Annotated in this window: 20 protein-coding genes; 12 read left to right on the top strand and 8 right to left on the bottom strand. The window is 63.7% G+C overall.

Going from position 1 to position 18,739, the window contains the following annotated elements:
* Nucleotides 1-205: 205 nt before the first annotated feature.
* The 3 genes from CO656_RS14635 to CO656_RS14645 all read left to right on the top strand — a co-directional run bounded on the left by CO656_RS14635 (nt 206) and on the right by CO656_RS14645 (nt 5,437).
* A complete protein-coding gene (locus CO656_RS14635) occupies nt 206-1,162 on the top strand; it encodes a homocysteine S-methyltransferase family protein (RefSeq protein ID WP_037413773.1) in 957 nt (318 codons plus the stop codon).
* A gap of 136 nt (nt 1,163-1,298) precedes the next feature.
* Nucleotides 1,299-2,804 (top strand): protein adenylyltransferase SelO, encoded by a 1,506-nt coding sequence (locus CO656_RS14640; protein ID WP_050988154.1) that lies wholly within the window; start codon nt 1,299-1,301, stop codon nt 2,802-2,804.
* A 296-nt stretch (nt 2,805-3,100) separates the two neighbouring features.
* Nucleotides 3,101-5,437 (top strand): glucose/quinate/shikimate family membrane-bound PQQ-dependent dehydrogenase, encoded by a 2,337-nt coding sequence (locus CO656_RS14645; protein WP_097526378.1) that lies wholly within the window; start codon nt 3,101-3,103, stop codon nt 5,435-5,437.
* 30 nt (nt 5,438-5,467) lie between these two features.
* Here CO656_RS14645 and bla read toward each other — a convergent pair whose 3' ends face one another.
* Nucleotides 5,468-6,358, bottom strand: a complete 891-nt coding sequence (bla, locus tag CO656_RS14650; RefSeq protein WP_097526252.1) for a class A beta-lactamase — start codon at nt 6,356-6,358, stop codon at nt 5,468-5,470.
* A gap of 169 nt (nt 6,359-6,527) precedes the next feature.
* Here bla and CO656_RS14655 point away from each other — a divergent pair, with 169 nt between their 5' ends.
* Nucleotides 6,528-6,941, top strand: coding sequence for a helix-turn-helix domain-containing protein (locus CO656_RS14655; protein ID WP_097526253.1), 414 nt, complete (start codon nt 6,528-6,530; stop codon nt 6,939-6,941).
* 202 nt (nt 6,942-7,143) lie between these two features.
* Entirely contained in the window at nt 7,144-7,647 is a 504-nt protein-coding gene (locus CO656_RS14660) for a GNAT family N-acetyltransferase (protein ID WP_037379478.1), read from the top strand.
* A gap of 17 nt (nt 7,648-7,664) precedes the next feature.
* On the opposite strand, the gene CO656_RS14665 is transcribed toward CO656_RS14660, so the two are convergent.
* The 3 genes from CO656_RS14665 to CO656_RS14675 form a co-directional block, all read right to left on the bottom strand.
* Complete coding sequence (locus tag CO656_RS14665) at nt 7,665-8,582, bottom strand: cytochrome c (RefSeq protein ID WP_179864771.1); 918 nt, start codon at nt 8,580-8,582, stop codon at nt 7,665-7,667.
* A gap of 76 nt (nt 8,583-8,658) precedes the next feature.
* Nucleotides 8,659-9,105 carry a cytochrome c gene (locus CO656_RS14670; protein WP_037379476.1) on the bottom strand — a complete coding sequence of 149 codons (447 nt, stop codon included), beginning with the start codon at nt 9,103-9,105 and terminating at the stop codon, nt 8,659-8,661.
* 213 nt (nt 9,106-9,318) lie between these two features.
* Entirely contained in the window at nt 9,319-9,957 is a 639-nt protein-coding gene (locus CO656_RS14675; RefSeq protein WP_097526254.1) for a LysE family translocator, read from the bottom strand.
* A gap of 132 nt (nt 9,958-10,089) precedes the next feature.
* Between CO656_RS14675 and CO656_RS14680 the strand changes: the two genes are divergently transcribed.
* Nucleotides 10,090-10,803 carry a YafY family protein gene (locus CO656_RS14680; RefSeq protein ID WP_097526255.1) on the top strand — a complete coding sequence of 238 codons (714 nt, stop codon included), beginning with the start codon at nt 10,090-10,092 and terminating at the stop codon, nt 10,801-10,803.
* A 97-nt stretch (nt 10,804-10,900) separates the two neighbouring features.
* On the opposite strand, the gene CO656_RS14685 is transcribed toward CO656_RS14680, so the two are convergent.
* Nucleotides 10,901-11,503, bottom strand: a complete 603-nt coding sequence (locus CO656_RS14685; protein ID WP_037413517.1) for a superoxide dismutase — start codon at nt 11,501-11,503, stop codon at nt 10,901-10,903.
* Between the two features lie 229 nt (nt 11,504-11,732).
* Between CO656_RS14685 and CO656_RS14690 the strand changes: the two genes are divergently transcribed.
* Complete coding sequence (locus CO656_RS14690) at nt 11,733-12,143, top strand: VOC family protein (protein ID WP_097526256.1); 411 nt, start codon at nt 11,733-11,735, stop codon at nt 12,141-12,143.
* Nucleotides 12,144-12,231: 88 nt separating this feature from the next.
* Here CO656_RS14690 and CO656_RS14695 read toward each other — a convergent pair whose 3' ends face one another.
* Both CO656_RS14695 and CO656_RS14700 read right to left on the bottom strand, forming a co-directional pair.
* A complete protein-coding gene (locus CO656_RS14695) occupies nt 12,232-12,780 on the bottom strand; it encodes a glyoxalase superfamily protein (RefSeq protein ID WP_097526257.1) in 549 nt (182 codons plus the stop codon).
* A 202-nt stretch (nt 12,781-12,982) separates the two neighbouring features.
* Nucleotides 12,983-13,864 (bottom strand): branched-chain amino acid aminotransferase, encoded by an 882-nt coding sequence (locus CO656_RS14700; protein ID WP_097526258.1) that lies wholly within the window; start codon nt 13,862-13,864, stop codon nt 12,983-12,985.
* 160 nt (nt 13,865-14,024) lie between these two features.
* Between CO656_RS14700 and CO656_RS14705 the strand changes: the two genes are divergently transcribed.
* From CO656_RS14705 to CO656_RS14725, 5 genes are all read left to right on the top strand, one after another.
* A complete protein-coding gene (locus tag CO656_RS14705; RefSeq protein ID WP_097526259.1) occupies nt 14,025-15,065 on the top strand; it encodes a zinc-dependent alcohol dehydrogenase family protein in 1,041 nt (346 codons plus the stop codon).
* A 70-nt stretch (nt 15,066-15,135) separates the two neighbouring features.
* The gene (locus CO656_RS14710; RefSeq protein WP_097526260.1) at nt 15,136-15,687 is read left to right on the top strand and encodes a phosphatase; all 552 of its coding nucleotides are present in this window, start codon (nt 15,136-15,138) and stop codon (nt 15,685-15,687) included.
* Between the two features lie 159 nt (nt 15,688-15,846).
* Complete coding sequence (locus tag CO656_RS14715) at nt 15,847-16,509, top strand: haloacid dehalogenase type II (protein WP_037379455.1); 663 nt, start codon at nt 15,847-15,849, stop codon at nt 16,507-16,509.
* Nucleotides 16,510-16,521: 12 nt separating this feature from the next.
* Nucleotides 16,522-17,295 carry a trans-aconitate 2-methyltransferase gene (gene tam / locus CO656_RS14720; protein WP_097526261.1) on the top strand — a complete coding sequence of 258 codons (774 nt, stop codon included), beginning with the start codon at nt 16,522-16,524 and terminating at the stop codon, nt 17,293-17,295.
* A gap of 101 nt (nt 17,296-17,396) precedes the next feature.
* On the top strand, nt 17,397-18,227 hold the full coding sequence (locus CO656_RS14725) for an aldo/keto reductase (RefSeq protein ID WP_037413501.1): 831 nt from the start codon (nt 17,397-17,399) through the stop codon (nt 18,225-18,227).
* 51 nt (nt 18,228-18,278) lie between these two features.
* Here CO656_RS14725 and CO656_RS14730 read toward each other — a convergent pair whose 3' ends face one another.
* On the bottom strand, nt 18,279-18,671 hold the full coding sequence (locus CO656_RS14730; RefSeq protein ID WP_037379449.1) for a hypothetical protein: 393 nt from the start codon (nt 18,669-18,671) through the stop codon (nt 18,279-18,281).
* Between the last annotated feature and the right edge of the window lie 68 nt (nt 18,672-18,739).

An 18,739-nucleotide genomic window follows, 5' to 3' on the forward strand; every position in this document is an offset into this window, starting at 1 on the left:
GTAAAGTTTTCTCTCTGGAAAGGACGGCGAGCCATTCGCCTGTCGCTTCGAGTCTTACGGCAAGTTCCTGATGTAACATCGCTATGCGGCTTATTGGGTCATAGTGTACCGCAAGCCGGCTAGTTTAGCAGATGATAAAACGGCAGAAATTCCTCAGACCTCGCGCCGGAGCGTCCGCAAAAGGGAGGGAACGATGCAATACGAAATCGCCAAGTATCGACATGACCTGCCGCTTTTAAGGGGTGGCACATTCCTCAGCGACGGCGGCATGGAGACGGCGCTGATCTTTCATGAAGGAGCCGAGCTGCCGCACTTCGCCTCTTTCGTCCTGCTGTCGACCCCGGAGGGCCGCCGGCAGCTGTTGCGCTATTACACGCGCTATCTCGAGATCGCGCGGCTCCACGACACCGGTTTCGTGCTCGACACGGCTACGTGGCGCGCCAATGCCGACTGGGGCGCGAAACTTGGCTACGACGCCGAGGCGCTCAGGCAGGTCAACCAGGACGCCGCCCACCTGCTTGCCGAACTGCGGGCGCAGTACGAGCGGCCGCAGGTCCCGATCGTGTTCAACGGCGTTATCGGTCCGCGCGGCGACGGCTACAAGGCCGGCCTGATGAATGCGAAGGAAGCTGAGGAATATCACAGCGCCCAGGTCGCGGCCTTTGCCGGCAGCGAAGCCGACATAGTATCGGCGGTGACCATGACGAATGTCGACGAGGCGATCGGCGTCGCAAGAGCGGCCAGGAAACACGGCATGCCCTGCGCCATCTCCTTCACCGTCGAGACCGACGGTCGGCTGGTAACGGGCGGCTCTCTCCAGGAAGCCGTCGAAACGGTGGACGCAGAGACGGAAGGCTATCCGCATTACTACATGGTCAATTGCGCCCATCCGAGCCATTTCGAAAGCAGCCTCGATCAGCGCCAGCCATGGGTGCGGCGGATCGGCGGCATTCGCGCCAACGCCTCGACCAAGAGCCATGCCGAACTCGACGAAAGCGAGACCTTGGACATAGGAGACATCGGCGATCTCGCCCGGCGCTATCGTTCGCTCACAGGCCGCATGCCGCATTTGCGTGTGCTGGGCGGCTGCTGCGGCACCGACCATCGCCACATCGCGGCGATCTGCGAGGTCTGCCTGCCCGCGACCGCACTGAGCGCTTGACCACCGGAAGAGCTCCTTCCGCCGTAGTGGCAGCAGGAGCTCCCAGTATTCCCGACGCTCGCGAAAACCGGATCGCTCGTGTAGACTTGTCGGGAAAGGGCGGCCGGTATTTGCTAGGCAGGGCCGCTGGAGTGTGATGAATTCCATACCGCCGCAACCGGGCTCGGCGACAGCCCCGTTTCCCTTCGACAACAGCTATGCGCGACTGCCTGGGAATTTCTACGCCCGGGTCGAGCCGACACCTGTTGCCGAGCCCTGGCTGATCAAGTTCAATCGGCCGCTCGCGGAAGAGCTGTGTCTCGATCTCGAAGCGCTCGAGCGCGACGGCGCCGCGATCTTCTCCGGCAGCATGGTCCCGGCGGGCGCGGAGCCGCTCGCCATGGCCTATGCCGGGCACCAGTTCGGCACCTTCGTCCCGCAACTCGGCGACGGCCGCGCCATCCTGCTGGGCGAAGTCGTCGACCGTGATGGAAAACGCCGCGACATCCAGCTCAAGGGACCCGGCCAGACCCCATATTCGCGCCGCGGCGACGGCCGGGCAGCGCTCGGGCCTGTGCTGCGCGAATATATCGTCAGCGAGGCGATGCATGCGCTCGGCGTGCCGACCACCCGCGCGCTTGCCGCGACGGTGACCGGCCAGCCGGTCTATCGCGAGCAGATCCTCCCCGGCGCCGTCTTTACCCGGGTGGCGGCGAGCCATATCCGGGTCGGTACGTTCCAGTTCTTCGCCGCACGCGGCGACATGGACTCGGTCAAGGCACTGGCCGACTACGTGATCGACCGCCACTACCCCGAACTGAAGGCAGACGAGAACCCTTATCTGGGCCTTCTCAGGGCAGTCTCGGAGCGGCAGGCAGCGTTGATCGCGCGCTGGCTGCACATCGGCTTCATTCACGGCGTGATGAACACCGACAACATGACGATTTCCGGCGAAACGATCGACTTCGGTCCCTGCGCCTTCATGGATGCCTACGATCCGAAAAAGGTCTTCAGTTCAATCGACCAGTTCGGCCGCTACGCCTATGCCAACCAGCCGGCCATCGGCCAGTGGAATCTCGCCCGGCTCGCCGAAACACTCGTGACGCTCTTCGATCCGACGGCAGACGTGGCGGTGAACCTCGCCAATGACGCCCTCGGCGAGTATGGCGCTATCTTCCAGAACCAATGGCTCGACGGCATGCGCCGCAAGATCGGGCTCTCGACGGCGGAAGAGGGTGACCTGGAGCTGGTGCAGGCTTTGCTGGCGCTGATGCACAAAGGGGGCGCGGATTTCACCCTCACCTTCAGAAGGCTCGCTGCGTCGGCGGAAGACGCAGGCGCCGATGCCGAGCTTGCCAAGCTCTTCCAGGCGCCCGAGGCACTGTCGCCATGGCTTGGGGACTGGCGCCGCCGTCTCGAGCGCGAAGCTCCCGGGCCGGTCGAAAGAGCGGCAGCGATGCGCGCCGTCAATCCGGCCTTCATTCCGCGCAACCACCGCATCGAGCAGGCGATCGAAGCGGCGACCGAACATGCGGATTTCTCGCTTTTCGAAGCGATTCTCGAGGTGACCTCCAAACCTTACGATGATCAGCCGGCACATGCCGCCTTTGCCGAGCCGCCGCAACCTGGCGAAGAAGTGCTGCAAACCTTCTGCGGCACCTGACAAGCCGCAGCCCCGCCTCGGCCTCCGCGGCCCAATGGGCCGCCAATTTGAAATACTCCCGGGGAATCAAAGTCCTGCCGCGACGCCTGGCGTATGCAAAGGCGCTTGCGCCGAAGGCGGCAACATTGAAAGGCACCTGCGTCGCGTTACCTTCACAAATGATGCTGTGGATGAGGCGCACAATTTGCGAGGGAGAATTGTCGCGAAATCCGCGCTCGTTCTTCGTCTGCCGTTCCGTGCGGCCCGGCGGGCCGAAGGTGCCGCCGTATCGTTCTTCAATTTGGGAGTTCGAATTCATGCCGATTGTCCTGACCGCCCTTTTCTTCGCACTGATAGGTCTCGTGCTCGGTGCGGGAGGGACAAGGCTCGTCCTGCTCGGCGGCAGTCCATACTACATCATCACCGGCTTGGCGTTCCTGCTCACCGCATTGCTGCTCTACCGCAAGAGCGCGGCGGCGATCTGGGTCTATACGCTGATGGTCCTCGGCTCGCTTACCTGGGCCGTCTGGGAGGTCGGGCTTGACTGGTGGCAGCTTGGTCCGCGCGGCGGTGTGATCATCCTGCTGGGCCTCTGGCTGCTTACGCCATGGATCCGGCGGCCGCTCGGTTTCATCAGCCCGTCGGGCGAACACTACAGCGCAGCCGCCTGGCCACTTGCGCTCGCCAGCCTCGTCGCGATCGGCGTCGCGCTCTATTCGATGACGCAGGACGTCCATGACATTCGCGGCGACCTGCCGGCTGACGTCGCGGCGGGCAACCCCAACCTCGGCGGCAATGTGCCGGCCGGCGAGTGGCATCACTACGGCCGCACGCTGTTCGGCCAGCGCTATTCGCCGCTCGCCCAGATCCACCGGGAGAACGTCGCGACTCTGAAGGTCGCGTGGCAGTACCAGACAGGAGACGTCAAGCTGCCGGAGGATATCGGCGAGACCACCTATCAGGTGACGCCGCTGAAGGTGAAGGACACGCTCTATCTCTGCACGCCGCATAATTGGGCGATCGCGGTCGATGCTGCGACCGGCCGGCAGAAATGGAAATATGATTCGAACTCGGGTCTGAACCCGGACCGCCAGCACCAGACCTGCCGCGGCGTCACCTATTGGGCCGATCCGGCGGCGGCCGCCGGCAGCGCCTGTGCCGAACGCGTATATCTGCCGACATCGGACGCCCGCCTGATCGCGCTCGATGCCGCGAACGGCACGGTCTGCACCGGTTTTGCCGACCAGGGCGTTCTGCACCTCGAACAGGGCATGCGCTACAATCCCGCCGGCTATTACTATTCGACATCGCCCCCGGTCGCCGTCGCCGGCAAGCTTATCGTCGGCGGCGCCGTCAACGACAATTACTCGACCCAGGAACAGTCCGGCGTCATCCGCGCCTTCGACATCAAGACCGGGGCGCTTATCTGGAACTGGGACAGCGGCAACCCCGATCAGACGGCGCCGCTGCCGCCCGGCCAGTTCTACACGACCAATTCGCCGAACAGCTGGTCGGTCTCCTCCGTCGACGAGGCTCTCGGGCTGATCTATGTCCCGCTCGGCAATCAGGTTCCCGATCAACTCGGCATGGGGCGGAGCGAGCATGTGGAGAAATACTCGTCCTCGATCGTCGCGCTGGACATCAACACGGGCGCGGTGCGCTGGGTCAGGCAGACGGTGCATCACGACCTCTGGGACATGGACGTGCCGGCGCAACCGGCCCTCCTCGACATCACCAGGGAAGACGGGAGCGTCGTGCCGGCGCTTGTCGGGCCGACCAAGCAGGGCGACATCTATGTGCTCGACCGGCGCAGCGGAGAACCGATCATTCCGGTGGAGGAGGTGCCCGCCCCCGGCGGCGCGATCGCGGAGGATTTCACCGCGCCGACCCAGCCGGTCTCCGGACTCACCTTTATGCCGCCGCCGCTTCAGGAGCGCGACATGTGGGGAATTACCATGTTCGACCAGCTCGCCTGCCGGATCGAGTTCCTCTCGTTGAAATACGAGGGCCGCTACACGCCCCCCTCGCTCGAAGGAACGCTCGTCTATCCGGGCAATTTCGGCACCTTCAACTGGGGCTCGGTCGCCGTCGACCCGGAGCGCCAGGTGATGTTCGGAATGCCAACCTATCTCGCCTTCACCTCGCGGCTCGTGCCGCGCGAGGAAATCCCGCCGAAGGGCGAAGGCGAAAAGGGCAGCGAGCAAGGGCTGAACCGCAACGAGGGAGCACCCTACGGCGTCTATATGGGTCCGTTCCTCGGTCCCTTGCGGATTCCCTGCCAGGCGCCGCCCTGGGGCTATGTCGCGGGTGCCGACCTCCGGACCGGCAAGATCGCCTACAAGCACAAGAACGGCACGGTCTACGACATGACGCCGCTGCCGCTTCCCTTCAGGCTCGGCGTGCCGGGCATCGGCGGACCGATCATCACCAAGGGCGGCGTCGCCTTTCTCGGCGCCACGGTCGACAATTTCCTGAGAGCCTATGACGTCACCACCGGCGACCAGCTCTGGGAGGCGCGGCTGCCGGCCGGCGGCCAGGCGACGCCGATGACCTATATGGTCGGCGACAAGCAGTATCTGCTGATGGTCGCAGGCGGGCACGGCTCGGTCGGGACCAAGCCGGGCGACTATGTGATCGCCTATACGCTGCCCTGATGGTCATCGGCGGCCCGCCTGCTGAAGCGCTCAGACCATGCCGGCGACAATTTTGCCGACTTCGGCGAACAACGGATTGAGCTCTGCCGGCTCCACCTTCGCTTCGCCGGTATAGACGGTGATGAGGATCGGGCCGCGCCCCTTGGGCACCGCAAAGCCGATATCGGAGACTGCGCCGGTCGAACTCGTGCCGGTCTTGTCACCGATCTGCCAATCCTTCGGCAGTCCGGCACGAAGCCGCGCGTCGCCGGTCGTGTTGGCGACCATCCATTCGACGAGTTGTCGACGCGAGCTCTCCGCCAGGACCGATCCGAAGGCAAGCTTTCCGATGGTCTCGAGCATCGCGACCGGCGTCGTTGTATCGCGCGGATCGCCGAATTTGGCTTCGTTGAGATCCGGCTCGGTTCGGTCGAGGCGCGTCGTCCCGTCGCCGATCGACCGCAGCCAGGAGGTCAGCCCGGCCGGGCCGCCGAAGCTTTCGAGCATCAGGTTGGCGGCCGCATTATCGCTGATGGTGACCGCGGCGTCGCAGAGTTCGGCGACCGTCATGCCATTGCCGCCGACATGCTTTTCGGCGACCGGCGAATGGGGCAGCAGGACATCCTTGCCGAAGGTGATCCGCCGGTCGAGTTTTTCTTCGCCCCGATCGACGCGCGCGAGCACGCATGCGGCGGCGAGCGCCTTGAAGGTCGAGCACATGGCGAAGCGCTCGGTCTCACGGTGACCGAAGGAGATGTTGGTTTCGGTATCGAGCACGGCCACGCCGAGGCGCCCGCCGGTCCGCTTTTCGAGCTCCGCGAGCAGTTTCGTCACATCGTCACCGGTCGCAGTGGCGGCACGCGCCGCACCGGCAAGCGCCAGTGCCGGATAAAGCATTGCGGTGCCGATCAGCATGTTGCGGCGATTGATGAGCAGGGACATGTCTTTCCTCCTTTTGGCGAGCGAGCAGCCGCTGAGGTTAAATTACTGATCTCGAATATTAATTCGTCCATGCGACGCTCTGACTCGCTAGGCAGGGAATGTGGCGGCCTTGTGCCCTGAGGGAGCGGTATCTATATAGCTCCAGAGACTATAGCTATGGAGCGCGCCTATGTACTCGATCGGAGACCTCTCCCGGCGGACCGGCGTGAAAATTCCGACGATCCGCTATTACGAGCAAATGGGTCTCATCGCGGCGCCGGAACGTTCGGAGGGCAACCAGCGGCGCTACGAGCGGCGCCAGCTCGAGCGGCTTGCCTTCATCCGTCACGCGCGCGATCTCGGGCTTTCGATCGAAGCGATCCGGGAATTGCTGGCGCTCAGCGAACATCCGGAACGGCCCTGCGGCGAGGCGGACCGCATTGCCAACGAACATCTCGCTTCGGTGCGGGAGAAGATCGCCCGCCTCACTAAGCTCGAGCAGGAACTGGAGCGGATCGTCGCCTGCCACGGCGATCACACGATCGGCGACTGCTATGTCATCCGGGCCCTTGCCGACCATTCGCTGTGCGACAGCGAGCACTGAGGCATGTTTGTACCAAGTATCCCCGTTGACAAATTCGCGGAAATGAACAATCTACGCGCATGATCAAAAACGCACCCATCTGCCGCGCGTATTTTTGGCTGTTCCGATAGGAGCGGCCTGCTGATCATTTTCAACAAGGCCGCCATCAGGCGGCTTTTGTTTTTCACGGCACCTGATGGCGGGAAACCCATAGGAGCCGAGAATGCTGCAGACTGCCACCCCCTCCCTTCATCCTATTCCGTCGGTCCGCGCTCCGATGGTGACGATCCGCTGCGCCAAGTTGCGCGACCTCGCCGAACTGCGTGAGATGATCGCGGAGCTTTCCGCCCATCACGGCGATGCCGCCCCGCTTACCTCGGAGCAGCTCGAACGCGACCTCTTCGGCCGCACCCCCTGGATCACCGCCCTTGTCGCCGAGGCCGGCGGCCAGCTGATCGGCTACGCAATTCTCGTTCCCCAATACCGGGCAGCCGAAGGCGCGCGTGGCATGGAGCTGCATCACCTCTTCGTGCGCCCCGGCCATCGCGGCACAGGCATCGGCCGCCATCTCGTCGCCAAGGCGCGGGAACAGGCGAAGATGGCCGGCTGCGATTACCTTGCCGTCAGCGCTGCAACCGGCAATTTCCAGGCGCATCGTTTCTACGAGTCGGAGCGCTTCGTGCCGCGGCCGGTGACCGGCATGCGCTATATGCAGAAGCTAGGCTGAGCGAAGGAGGCGATAGCCTATGACGGGGGCAGCGCCTTCAGGTAGGCGGCAATCGCCTCGCGCTCGGAGGCCGGAAGCTTTGCCATGTTCTTCTGCACCTCGACCATAGAACCGCCGACTGAATCGAATTCGGGCGTGAAACCCGTCTCCAGATAGGAGGCGATGTCCGATGCGCTCCAGCTGCCGATGCTCCTGGAGCCCGGGGTGATGTCGGGAATCCGACCCTCGCCTTCCGGGTTCGGGGCGCCGGCTAGCCAGCGGCCCGCTTCGAAGCCGCCGAGTGCGTCGCGCGGCGTGTGACACTCGCCGCAATGGCCCGGGCCTTCCACGAGATACTGTCCGCGGGCGAGCTTCGGGTCGGCGCTGTCGACCTGAACCCGCGGCTCGTCAGTGAGATACATCAATTTCCAACCGCCGAGCGCCAGGCGGATATTGTAGGGGAAAGGCAGATCATGCGGCGGCGCCACATTGGCGCTCTTCGGCAGGGTCCGCATATAGCCGTAGAGGTCGTTGATGTCCTTGGCAGTCATCCGCGCATAGGAGCCGTAGGGAAAGGAAGGATAGAGATGCTCGCCATTCTTTCCGACCCCGCGGGTCATGGCGTTGCCGAATTCTGCCAGCGTCCAGCCGCCGATTCCGGCCGTCTCGTCCGGCGAGATATTCGGGGGGTAGAAGGTCCCGAACGGGCTCTTCAGCGGCCGCCCCCCCGACAGCACCAGTCGAGCATCGTCCTCGGCACGGGGTGCTGCATGGCAGCTGGTGCAGCCGCCCGCCCAGAAGACCCGCTCGCCATTGGCGAGATCCGGCTCGCCCAGGCCCTCCCAATGGGCGGCATCCCAGGGGGCGGGCTTCGTCAGCCACCAGAAGGCGCCGGCGCCGACCGCTGCAAGTAGAACCAGACCGGACAAAAGCCGCCCCGCGTGCCCCCTCATCATCTCTCCTTCGTCTTCAACACAGAAATAAATGCGCCGGGTAGACCGGCGCATTGAACTGACCAAGCAGTGGCGTCCGCTACTCTTTCTTCAGACGATAGCTCTCATGACAGCTGGCGCAATCCTTGCCGAGGACGCCGAGTGCGGCGCCGACGCCGGCCTGGTCGGCGGGCAGCTCGGCAAGAATCTTCTCGGCATCGCCACCGAGCTTGGCGGCCTTCGCCTTGAAGTCATCCATGTTCTGCCAGATCTTCGGGCTCGCCTCCGTTTCCATACCGGTCTCGGAGCCGGCCGGGAAATGATTCGGGAAGACTTTCACCGTCTCGCTGATCGTCGACAGCGACGCTTTGACGATTTCGGCATCATAAGGCTTTTCGCCCTTGGCGATCCCGCTCAGCGCGCCGGCAGCCTGGCCCACCTTCTTCATCAGTTGCTGGCGGACCGCCTGAGGTTCACCGGCGGCGGTGACGGCGGTCACACCCAAGCCTGCGAGGACGGCTGCAAGCATAAGAGCTCGTATCTTCATCATGTTCTCCGGTCGTTCGAACCCGCTCGCGCGGCTTCCTGTTGAAGGCGCCGGCATGATGGCATCTTGGCTTTTCGACGGAAGTAACATTTTCTTGATGTGCTTGTCATTTCAGCACAATTCGCCGCGCTATACCTGAAGGCGCGGCAGAACTTGCGCGAACAATAACATGAGTTCCTGTTCTTGTTTAATACTTGAAGGGAGCACAGCAAATCACCGGGCGGCGCTCCAACCCTGCCATACGGTGAAGACGGCGATTGCGACAAGCAGCAGGCCGGCACCGCGGCCGATGGCAACCGTCGCTACCGGACTGCCGACCAGCAGGTCGCGGCCGCGGCCGGCGGCGAGCGCCAGCCCGCCATAGACGGCAAGCTGCGTCACGGCGATCATCAGCGCCATGACCGCGGCCTGCGACCAGACGGGACCGAATTGCGGCTTCAGGAACTGCGGATAGACGGCGAGCATGAAGAGATAGGCCTTGGGATTCATCAGGCTCGTCAGTGCCCCCTGCCGGAAGCTTGCCCAGCGCGACAGCCGCCTGCCCTCCTCGACACCGCCGATGGTGATCGAACTGCGCAACAGCGCGACGCCGATCCAGGCGATATAGGCGGCGCCGGCGACAAGGAGCACATTGAAGAGCTCCGGGACCAGATGCAGCACGACGCTGACGCCGAGCGCGGCATAGAGCGTGTGCAGCACTCCGCCCGCCATGATGCCCGCCGTCGCGGCCAACCCGGACGTCCGGCCGCCGGTTGTCGCATTGGCGAGCACGAAGACCATGTCCATGCCCGGAACAATGATGATGCCGAACAGAAGTGTGAAGAAGAGCCAGAGATTTTCAGCATAGGTCATGTCAGTTACTCATCGAGGTTGCATGGGAGTTCCGTTTCGGATTGCTGATTTTTCAATCCGTTGATGCGTGCTATAGCTCCGCCCAACTGACAGGGTTCTGTCAGGAGCGTTCGGACTTCCGGAGTTTTCGCCATGCGCAAGGCGGCGCGGCTTTTCGAGATCATCCAGATATTGCGGCTTGCCCGTAAACCGATCACGGCCGCCCAGATTGCCGAGAAACTAGAGGTCACGCCGCGCTCGATCTATCGCGATATCGTCGCCCTGCAGGCAATGCGCGTGCCGATCGAAGGGGAGCGCGGTCTCGGCTATATCTTGAGGCCCGGCTTCGATCTGCCGCCGCTGATGTTTTCGATCGAGGAGACGGAAGCGATCGTCCTGGCGCTGGCGCTGCTGGCGCGTACCGGCGACGAGGAATTGAAGACCGCAGCCCAGCGCGTCAACCGCAAGATCACCGGCGCCGTGCCCCAACCGCTGCGCCAGGCGTTCCACTCGCAAGCGCTCCATGCCTGGGGCACGATCGCCGCCCCGCCGCCTGCGGTCGACCTCGCCATGATCCGCCGCGCGATCCGCGACGAGCAAAAACTCGCGCTCGACTACCGCGACGAACTCGGGCGGACAACGGAACGCACGGTGCGGCCGCTGGCGCTGATCTACTATTCGGAGCATGCGATGATGGTCGCCTGGTGCGAATTGCGCCAGGACATCCGCAACTTCCGCGCCGACCGGGTGGAGCATTGCGAGCCGATCGGCGCCTTCTTCCGCGGCGAAGGCGAGAAGCTTCGGCAAGCGTGGATCGCCGGCTGGAAGATAAATGCCGTTCCATCTTTCGCTTCGGGCACTCTGTGATTGATCGCGAAGCAGATATCAGTCTCGCCGGCGGACCGACAACGAAAAGGCCCGACGCAAGCGCCGGGCCGAATTTCGTGCATAAACAACCAAAGGGTTACTTCGCCGCTGCCTCGTACATTTCGAGGACGTAATCCCAGTTGATGAGATTGTCGACGAAAGCCTCGAGGTATTTCGGACGGGCATTGCGGTAATCGATGTAATAGGAATGCTCCCAGACGTCGACGCCGAGGATTGGCGAGGCGCCGTGCACGAGCGGGTTTTCGCCGTTCGGGGTCTTGGAGATTTCGAGCTTGCCGTTCTTGACCGAGAGCCAGGCCCAACCGGAACCGAATTGGGCGGTGCCGGCGGCGATGAAGTCGGCGCGGAACTTGTCGTAGCCGCCGAGATCGGACTTGATGGCCGCGTCGAGCTTGCCCGGCAGGCTGGTGCCGCCGCCGCCCTTCTTCATCCACTTCCAGAAGTGGACGTGGTTGTAGTGCTGGCCGGCATTGTTGAACAGCGGCTGGTTGGTGCCGTAGGACTTCTTGACGATTTCCTCCACCGAAAGGTTCGACAGACCGGCTTCCTCGGCGAGCTTGTTGCCGTTCGTCACATAGGCGAGGTGATGCTTGTCGTGGTGGTATTCGAGCGTCTCGCGCGACATGTAGGGCGCGAGCGCATCGTAGTCATAGGGAAGGTTCGGCAATTCGAAAGCCATTGTGGCATCTCCTCTTGGCATTAGATTTCGTGACGGAAATCAGTGAGCGGGAACATAGGCACCGCCTTGGCGGGAGGCAACCGATGCGGTGCCAAAAATTCCCTGAGCCGCGCAAAATACTTTCATTCGGCGCTGGGTGCGCGTTTGACGCGAATGTCGACGCTGAGGATTCCTGTCCTACCTTACGGAGACGAGCCAACTGACTTCGCCCTCGGCACAGGAGGAAAGAATGGAGTTCCATCAGGGCCGTCTCATTGACCACGTACATCTGCGCGTCGAGGATCTCGCCGTCAGCAAGCGCTTCTATCAGGCAGTGCTTGGCGCCCTCGGCCATCGACCAACCCACGAGACCGACGCGTTTTTCGCCTTCGACGAGTTCTTCGTCGACCAGGCGGACGACTATCGTACCCGCGTCCATATCGCCTTCCAGGCCTCCGGGCCGGACGCGGTGCAGCGCTTTTACGATGTCGGTCTCGCCAATGGCGGCACGGACAATGGCGCACCCGGCAAGCGTCCCTATCACCCGGGCTACTTCGCCGCCTTTCTGCTGGATCCCGACGGCAACAATATCGAGGCGGTTCATCATGGGCCGACGACGCGATCGGCCGCCGATGTCGTCGTCCGGCCGGTCGAGACTTGAGGTCGGAGTGCGGTTCATAGTCGGGAGACCGTTCGATCCGGCTAGCGCCGGGCATCGCTGCGGCCTCCCGATCAGATAGGCGGCCGACCTATCCCTCCTTCAGCTCCATGAAGCGGATGCGGTTGTTGAACGGGTCGATGACTGTCACCTCGAGCCGCGTTCCTTCATCCTCGAGACCCGGCCGCATGTAGCGGTAGTTCTTGGCGATGAGTTCCTTGTGGAACGCGCGGATGCCCGTCATGTAGACGCACATGTTGCCGCCGGGCGTCGCGTCTCCCGCATGCTCGGATAGATGCAGCTTCAGTCCGCCTCGCGAGATCTGCGTGTAAAGCGGGAAATCGTCGCCATAGCGGTGTTCCCAGTCGACCGTGAAGCCCAGGAAGCCAAGATAGAATTCGTGGGCCTTTGCCACGTCGAAGATCCGAACGATCGGCACGGCCTGCTCGAACGCGATCTCGGCGCTCTCTCGAGCGGCTGCCGCGGCTTCGAGTTTCGCCGACAGGATGTTCCAGGTGGCAAGCCCGAACTGGCGGGCGACGATCTCAAGCGCCTCGCTGTGGGCGATCGTCATTTGATGGTCGGCAAGGGCCTCACGCAGGGCCTTCGCCATGGCCTTGGCATCGCGATAGTCGCGCATTTCCGTTCCTCGTCACGGCGAAGCCTTCGTCAGCGCCCGCATTACCAACGCCTTCGCCCGACTGTCGAACGGGTGAGCAAGGATCAGTGGAGGCGTTCGCCATGCCCTTGTCGGACGCGGGCTGCCGGCCGCCTCCGGCCGAGCATCAACCTATCCGGTTCACACCGCCTTTGTCAGCCGGAATATCCCGTCTTGAACCCTCCTAGACGTCGCCGCTCGAATGCGCCCAGTCCATGTAGAGATCGCGCGCCTTGGCGGTGATCGGGCCGGCCTGCAGATCGCGGTCGTCAAGGCGGGTCACCGGCAGCACCTTCGAATAGTTGCCGGTGGTGAAAATCTCGTCGGCAGCCTCGAAATCGGTCATCGTCAGCGTCGTTTCGATCACCTCGAAGCCAGCTTCGCGCAACAGGCTCATGACGCGCGAGCGGGTGATGCCGGCGAGGAAGGTGCGGTTGGCGGCCGGGGTGAAGACGACGCCGTCCCGGACCATGAAGATATTGGAAGAGCCGGTCTCGGCGATGTTGCCGAGCATGTCGCGCACCAGCGCATTGTCGAAACCGCGCGAGCGCGCTTCCTGGAGGATGCGGGCGTTGTTGGGATAGAGACAGCCGGCCTTGGCGTCCGTCGGCATGCATTCGAGCGTCGGGCGGCGGAAAGGCGAGAGCGTCAGCGCCGAACCGGCATGGGCGTTGCCCATCGGCGCCTCGAACAGGCACAGCGCAAAGCGGGTCGATTCCGGATCGACCGCCACGACGCTCCAGGACCCATGCTCGCCCCAATACATCGGCTTCACGTAGATAGCCGTCTTGCCGTCGAATTTCTTCACGCCCTCGAAGGTCAAAGCCTCGATCTCCTCGGCGGCCATGGTGGGCTTCAGGCCGAGCGCCTCCGCGGAACGATTGACGCGCTGGCAATGGAGGTCGAGGTCCGGGGCGATGCCGTCGAACCAGCGGGCGCCGTCGAACACCGTCGAGCCAAGCCACATCGCGTGCGACGTCGGGCCGATCAGCGGCGGGTTGCCGGAAAGCCATTCGCCGTCGACATAGGTCCAGGTCGTGGATCGGGGGGATGTATCGACGGCCATCGGACTCTCCTCTCGTCTCGCTGTGCGCTCCTCCTGCTCTAGCCGGAAAAAGCAGCATCAGGGTGAATGGGTACATCAAAAAATGTCATGGCGTCCATTCTGGAGCCTCCCCGAACTGCGTGCCAGAATGGCGAAAATAGAAAATGGAGACCGATCGCCGATGAAAGCGATGTATTACGATGCCTTCGAGAAGACGCCGGAAATCCGGACGCTGCCCGATCCGACGCCCAGCGAATACGGCGTCGTCGTCGAGGTCGAGGCGACCGGGCTCTGCCGCAGCGACTGGCACGGCTGGATGGGGCACGACCCGGACATCCGCCTGCCGCATGTGCCCGGCCACGAACTGGCCGGAACGATCGCCGCCGCCGGGCGCGGCGTCCTCAACTACAAGATCGGCGACCGGGTGACCGTGCCCTTCGTTTCCGGCTGCGGCCGCTGCGGCGAATGCCGCTCCGGCAACCAGCAGGTCTGCGAGGCGCAGTTCCAGCCGGGCTTCACCCATTGGGGTTCCTTCGCCGAATATGTCGCACTCGACTTCGCCGACCAGAACCTCGTGCACCTGCCGGAGAGCATGGATTTTGCGACCGCCGCCAGCCTCGGCTGCCGCTTCGCCACATCCTTCCGGGCGATCGCCGACCAGGCCCGCGTCCGAGGCGGTGAATGGGTGGCGGTGCACGGCTGCGGCGGCGTCGGTCTTTCGGCGATCATGATCGCCGCGGCGCTCGGCGCCAATCCCATCGCCATCGACATTTCCGAGGAGAAGCTCGCATTCGCGCGGACGCTCGGCGCCGTCGCCGCGATCAATGCGCGGGGGACGGAGAATGTCGCCGACGCGGTCAAGGAGATCACCGGAGGCGGCGCGCATGTCTCGATCGACGCGCTCGGCTCGCCCGTCACCTGCTTCAACTCGATCAGGAACCTCCGCCGCCGCGGCCGCCATGTCCAGGTCGGGCTGATGCTGGCGGAACAGGCAACACCGCAGATCCCGATGGCGCAGGTGATCGGCCACGAGCTCGAAATCTACGGCAGCCACGGCATGCAGCCCTGGCGCTACGACGCAATGCTGTCGATGATCACCAGCGGCAAGCTCGTTCCGAAGCGGCTGATCGGCCGCGAGATATCGCTGGAGGAGGCGGTGCCGGCGCTTACGACGATGGACCGGGCGACGGACCTCGGCATCAGCGTGATCACGGGGTTCTGATCGGGGATTCCGATTCGTTACGGCGCGCTGTTATTCTCAGCCTAGCAAGACGAATCAGGGAGGTGTCGTCATGGCGCTTGCGGCTCGGGCCACGGAAGACGAACTCTATCGGCCGGTTCTTAACACGAACCCGGCCCATCCGAGCGGCTGGCCGGTGCGGGTGATCGTGAGCTCGCAGACGGAGGCGCGGCACAACCGCCAGCACTGGGCGCCGACGCATCTCGTCTCGATCCGGGCGCCCGCAACCCGTCTGCTTTCGATGATCGACCTGCCGCCGGAGCGGCATCTGGAGCTCTATTTCGGCGATACGACCGACCCGGATGCGCCGGATGCGGCGCGCGCCGAGGCGATCCAGGCGACCTTCGCCTTCATCGACGGGCTGCCAAAGGACGCGCATCTGCTGGTCCACTGTCTGAGGGGCATCGGCCGCTCGACGGCGCTGACGCTCGGCATATTGGCGCGCTACATGGAACCAGAAAGGGCGGCGGCAGCCCTGCACGCGCTTCGCCCCGAGGCCAAGCCGAACCGTCATGTGGTCGGCCTCTGCGACGCGACGCTGGGGCTCAAGGGGAAGCTTGCCAAGCAGGCACTGCGGTTTCCTGCAAAGCTCTGGAAAGGCTGAACAATCACAGCGAGAATGAGACGCATTGTGCGGCGCACAAAAATTTGACATGATCCCCTAAAAACAAATGGAGAAGCGGCGCGTTCTTCGTCGCAAGAAGCCTTCGCTGCGGGCACCGATCGGAAAGCGCCGCAGACGAGGTAAAGACGGGAGAGTTCGATGTCTCATGCGGCCTATGTCTTCGATGCCTATGGCACTCTTTTCGATGTCCATGCGGCCGTGCGCCGGCATGCCGAGGCGATCGGTCCGGACGGCCAGGCCTTCTCCGAACTCTGGCGCGCCAAGCAGCTCGAATATTCCTGGGTGCGCTCGCTGATGGGCGCCTATGTCGATTTCTGGCAACTGACCGAGCAATCGCTGGACTACGCCTTTGCCCGCTTTCCCTCCGCCGATCCCAAGCTCAGGAAGCAGTTGCTCGACGCCTATTGGGCGCTCGATTGCTACCCCGAGGTTCCGGCCGTGCTCAAGGGGCTGAAGGAGCGCGGCGCCCGTATCGCCATTCTCTCGAACGGCTCGCCGGCGATGCTTGCATCGGCCGTCAAGAATGCCGCGCTCGACATCATCATCGATGACGTCTTCTCGGTCGATGCGGTCAAGGCCTTCAAGACGGCACCAGCCGTCTACGACCTGGTGACGACGCAATACCGGCTCTATCCGCATGCGGTTTCGTTCCAGTCGTCCAACCGCTTCGACATTGCCGGCGCCACCAAGTTCGGCTTCCGCACGGTGTGGATCAACCGCGCCGACATGCCGGACGAATACCAGGACTATGGCCCGGCACTCATTCTCCCTTCGCTGGAAAGCCTGCAAGTCGGCATATGAAGGAGCGGCCCGATGGCCTGGTCGGCAGCGCAATATGTAAAGTTCGAGGATGAGCGAACCCGGCCGGCGCGCGATCTCCTGGCGCAGGTCCCCGATCTGCCGCCCGGCCCCGCCTTCGACCTCGGCTGCGGACCGGGCAATTCGACGCAACTTATCCTCGAACGCTTCCCCAACAATCCGCTCGTCGGCATCGACAGCGACGAGGACATGCTGGAGGCCGCTCGCAAACGGCTGCTCGGCCTGCGCTTCGAGAGGGTCGATCTTGCCGGCTGGACGCCGCCGCCAGGGGCCGCGCTTTTCTTCGCCAACGCCGTCTTCCAATGGCTGCCGAAGCACATCGATATCCTCGAGCGTCTCGTCGAGGCGCTGCTGCCGGGCGGAACGCTTGCGGTGCAGATGCCCGACAACCTCGACGAGCCTTCGCATCTCCTGATGCAGGAGACGGCCGAGGAACGGACTTTCGCAGCGGCTTTTGCCGGCCGGACGATCCGGCGAATGCCGCTTCCCTCCCCGAGGACCTATGTCGAAAGGCTGGCCCCGAAGGCGGCGCGGGTCGAGGTCTGGCACACGGTCTATTATCACCCGCTGGCCAACGCGAATGCCATCGTCGAGTGGGTGAAGGGCACGGGCTTGCGCCCCTATCTCGATGCACTGCCTGCCAACCGGCGTAAGGACTACCTCGCCGCCTATGCTGAGAAGATCCGCAGGGAATATCCGGCCATGGCCGACGGGCGGGTGCTCCTGCGCTTTCCCCGCCTGTTCCTCGTCGCCGTAAAGGCGCCCTGAATCGACGGCGAAGGACGTGCTGGCCGGCTTGAAGCCGCGACCGGCAGCGACAAGTATAGGGGCATGTCCGTTATTTCTCCGCCGCGACCAAGGAGCCACCCATGCATGCAGTCATTTCGAACGGCGCCAACATCCCCGCCCTCGGCTTCGGCACTTTCCGCATGTCGGGCGCCGAGGTGTTTCGGATCTTGCCGAAAGCCCTGAAGATCGGCTTCCGCCACGTGGACACCGCGCAGGCCTATGGCAACGAGGCGGAGGTGGGGGAAGCGATCCACCGTTCAGGCATTCCGCGCGCCGACATCTTCCTGACGACCAAGGTCTGGGTCGATCGGTACCGCCATGACGACTTCCTCGCCTCAGTCGACGAGAGCCTCAGAAAGCTGAAGACGGACCACGTCGATCTGCTGCTCCTGCACTGGCCGGGCGGCAGCGAGGTGCCGATGGCCGAGCGCATCGGGGCGTTGAACGAGGTCCGGAAGGCGGGCAAGGTCCGCCATATCGGCGTCAGCAATTTCAACACGGCGCAGATGGAGGAGGCGGTCCGCCTCAGCGACGCGCCGATTGCGACCAACCAGGTCGAGTACCACCCCTATCTCGACCAGACGAAGGTGCTGCAGGCGGCGCGGCAACACGGCATGTCGCTCACCGCCTATTATGCCATGGCGAATGGCAAGGTGCCTTCCGACCAACTGCTGAACGACATCGGCGATCGCCACGGCAAGACAGCCGCGCAAGTGGTGCTCAGATGGCTGGTGCAGCAGCAGGATGTGATCGCACTGTCGAAAACCGCCACGGAGGCGCGGCTTGAAGAAAATTTCGCGATCTTCGATTTTGCGCTGACACGAGAAGAAATGGCGGCGATCCGCGGCCTCGCCCGCCCGGACGGGCGAATCGTCAACCCGGCGGACCTTGCGCCCGAGTGGGACGGATGAGAGGGATTGCTGCCCCTCTGGCCTGCCGGTCAGAGGGGATTGATCGCAGAATCAGACGAACTGGCTGAGACCCGGAACGGAGGCGACGACCTCGTCCACGACCTCGTCGCCGGCCTTTTCCTTGGCATAGGCAATGGTTTCCCTGGCGAGCGCGGTGATTTCGCCCATGCCCAATCCCTGGCTCATCAGCTGCTGGCCGAGCGCCATGACGCCGCCGCCGCCGATGGCCGACAGGAGGCCGCCGAGCAGGCCGCCGCCATTGCCGCCCTCGCCATTGTACTGAGCGACCAATTCCGGCGCACCGGGGATAGCCTCGATCATCCGGGCGACCGGGCCTTCGGCCGCTTCGCGCTGGAGAAAGCCGAGGATCATGCCCACTGCCTTCTCGGCCGTCGCGGGCTCGAGACCGACATTTTCCGCCACCCGCGTAACCAGTTCACTCATGGAAATCTCCTCGTGCAATTTTGACGTTGACGTCAAGGTAAAATATCGCTTCCGAAATGACAATAGCA

It is taken from the genome of Sinorhizobium sp. FG01, assembly GCF_002531875.1.
In the GTDB taxonomy this organism is placed as follows: domain Bacteria; phylum Pseudomonadota; class Alphaproteobacteria; order Rhizobiales; family Rhizobiaceae; genus Sinorhizobium; species Sinorhizobium fredii_C.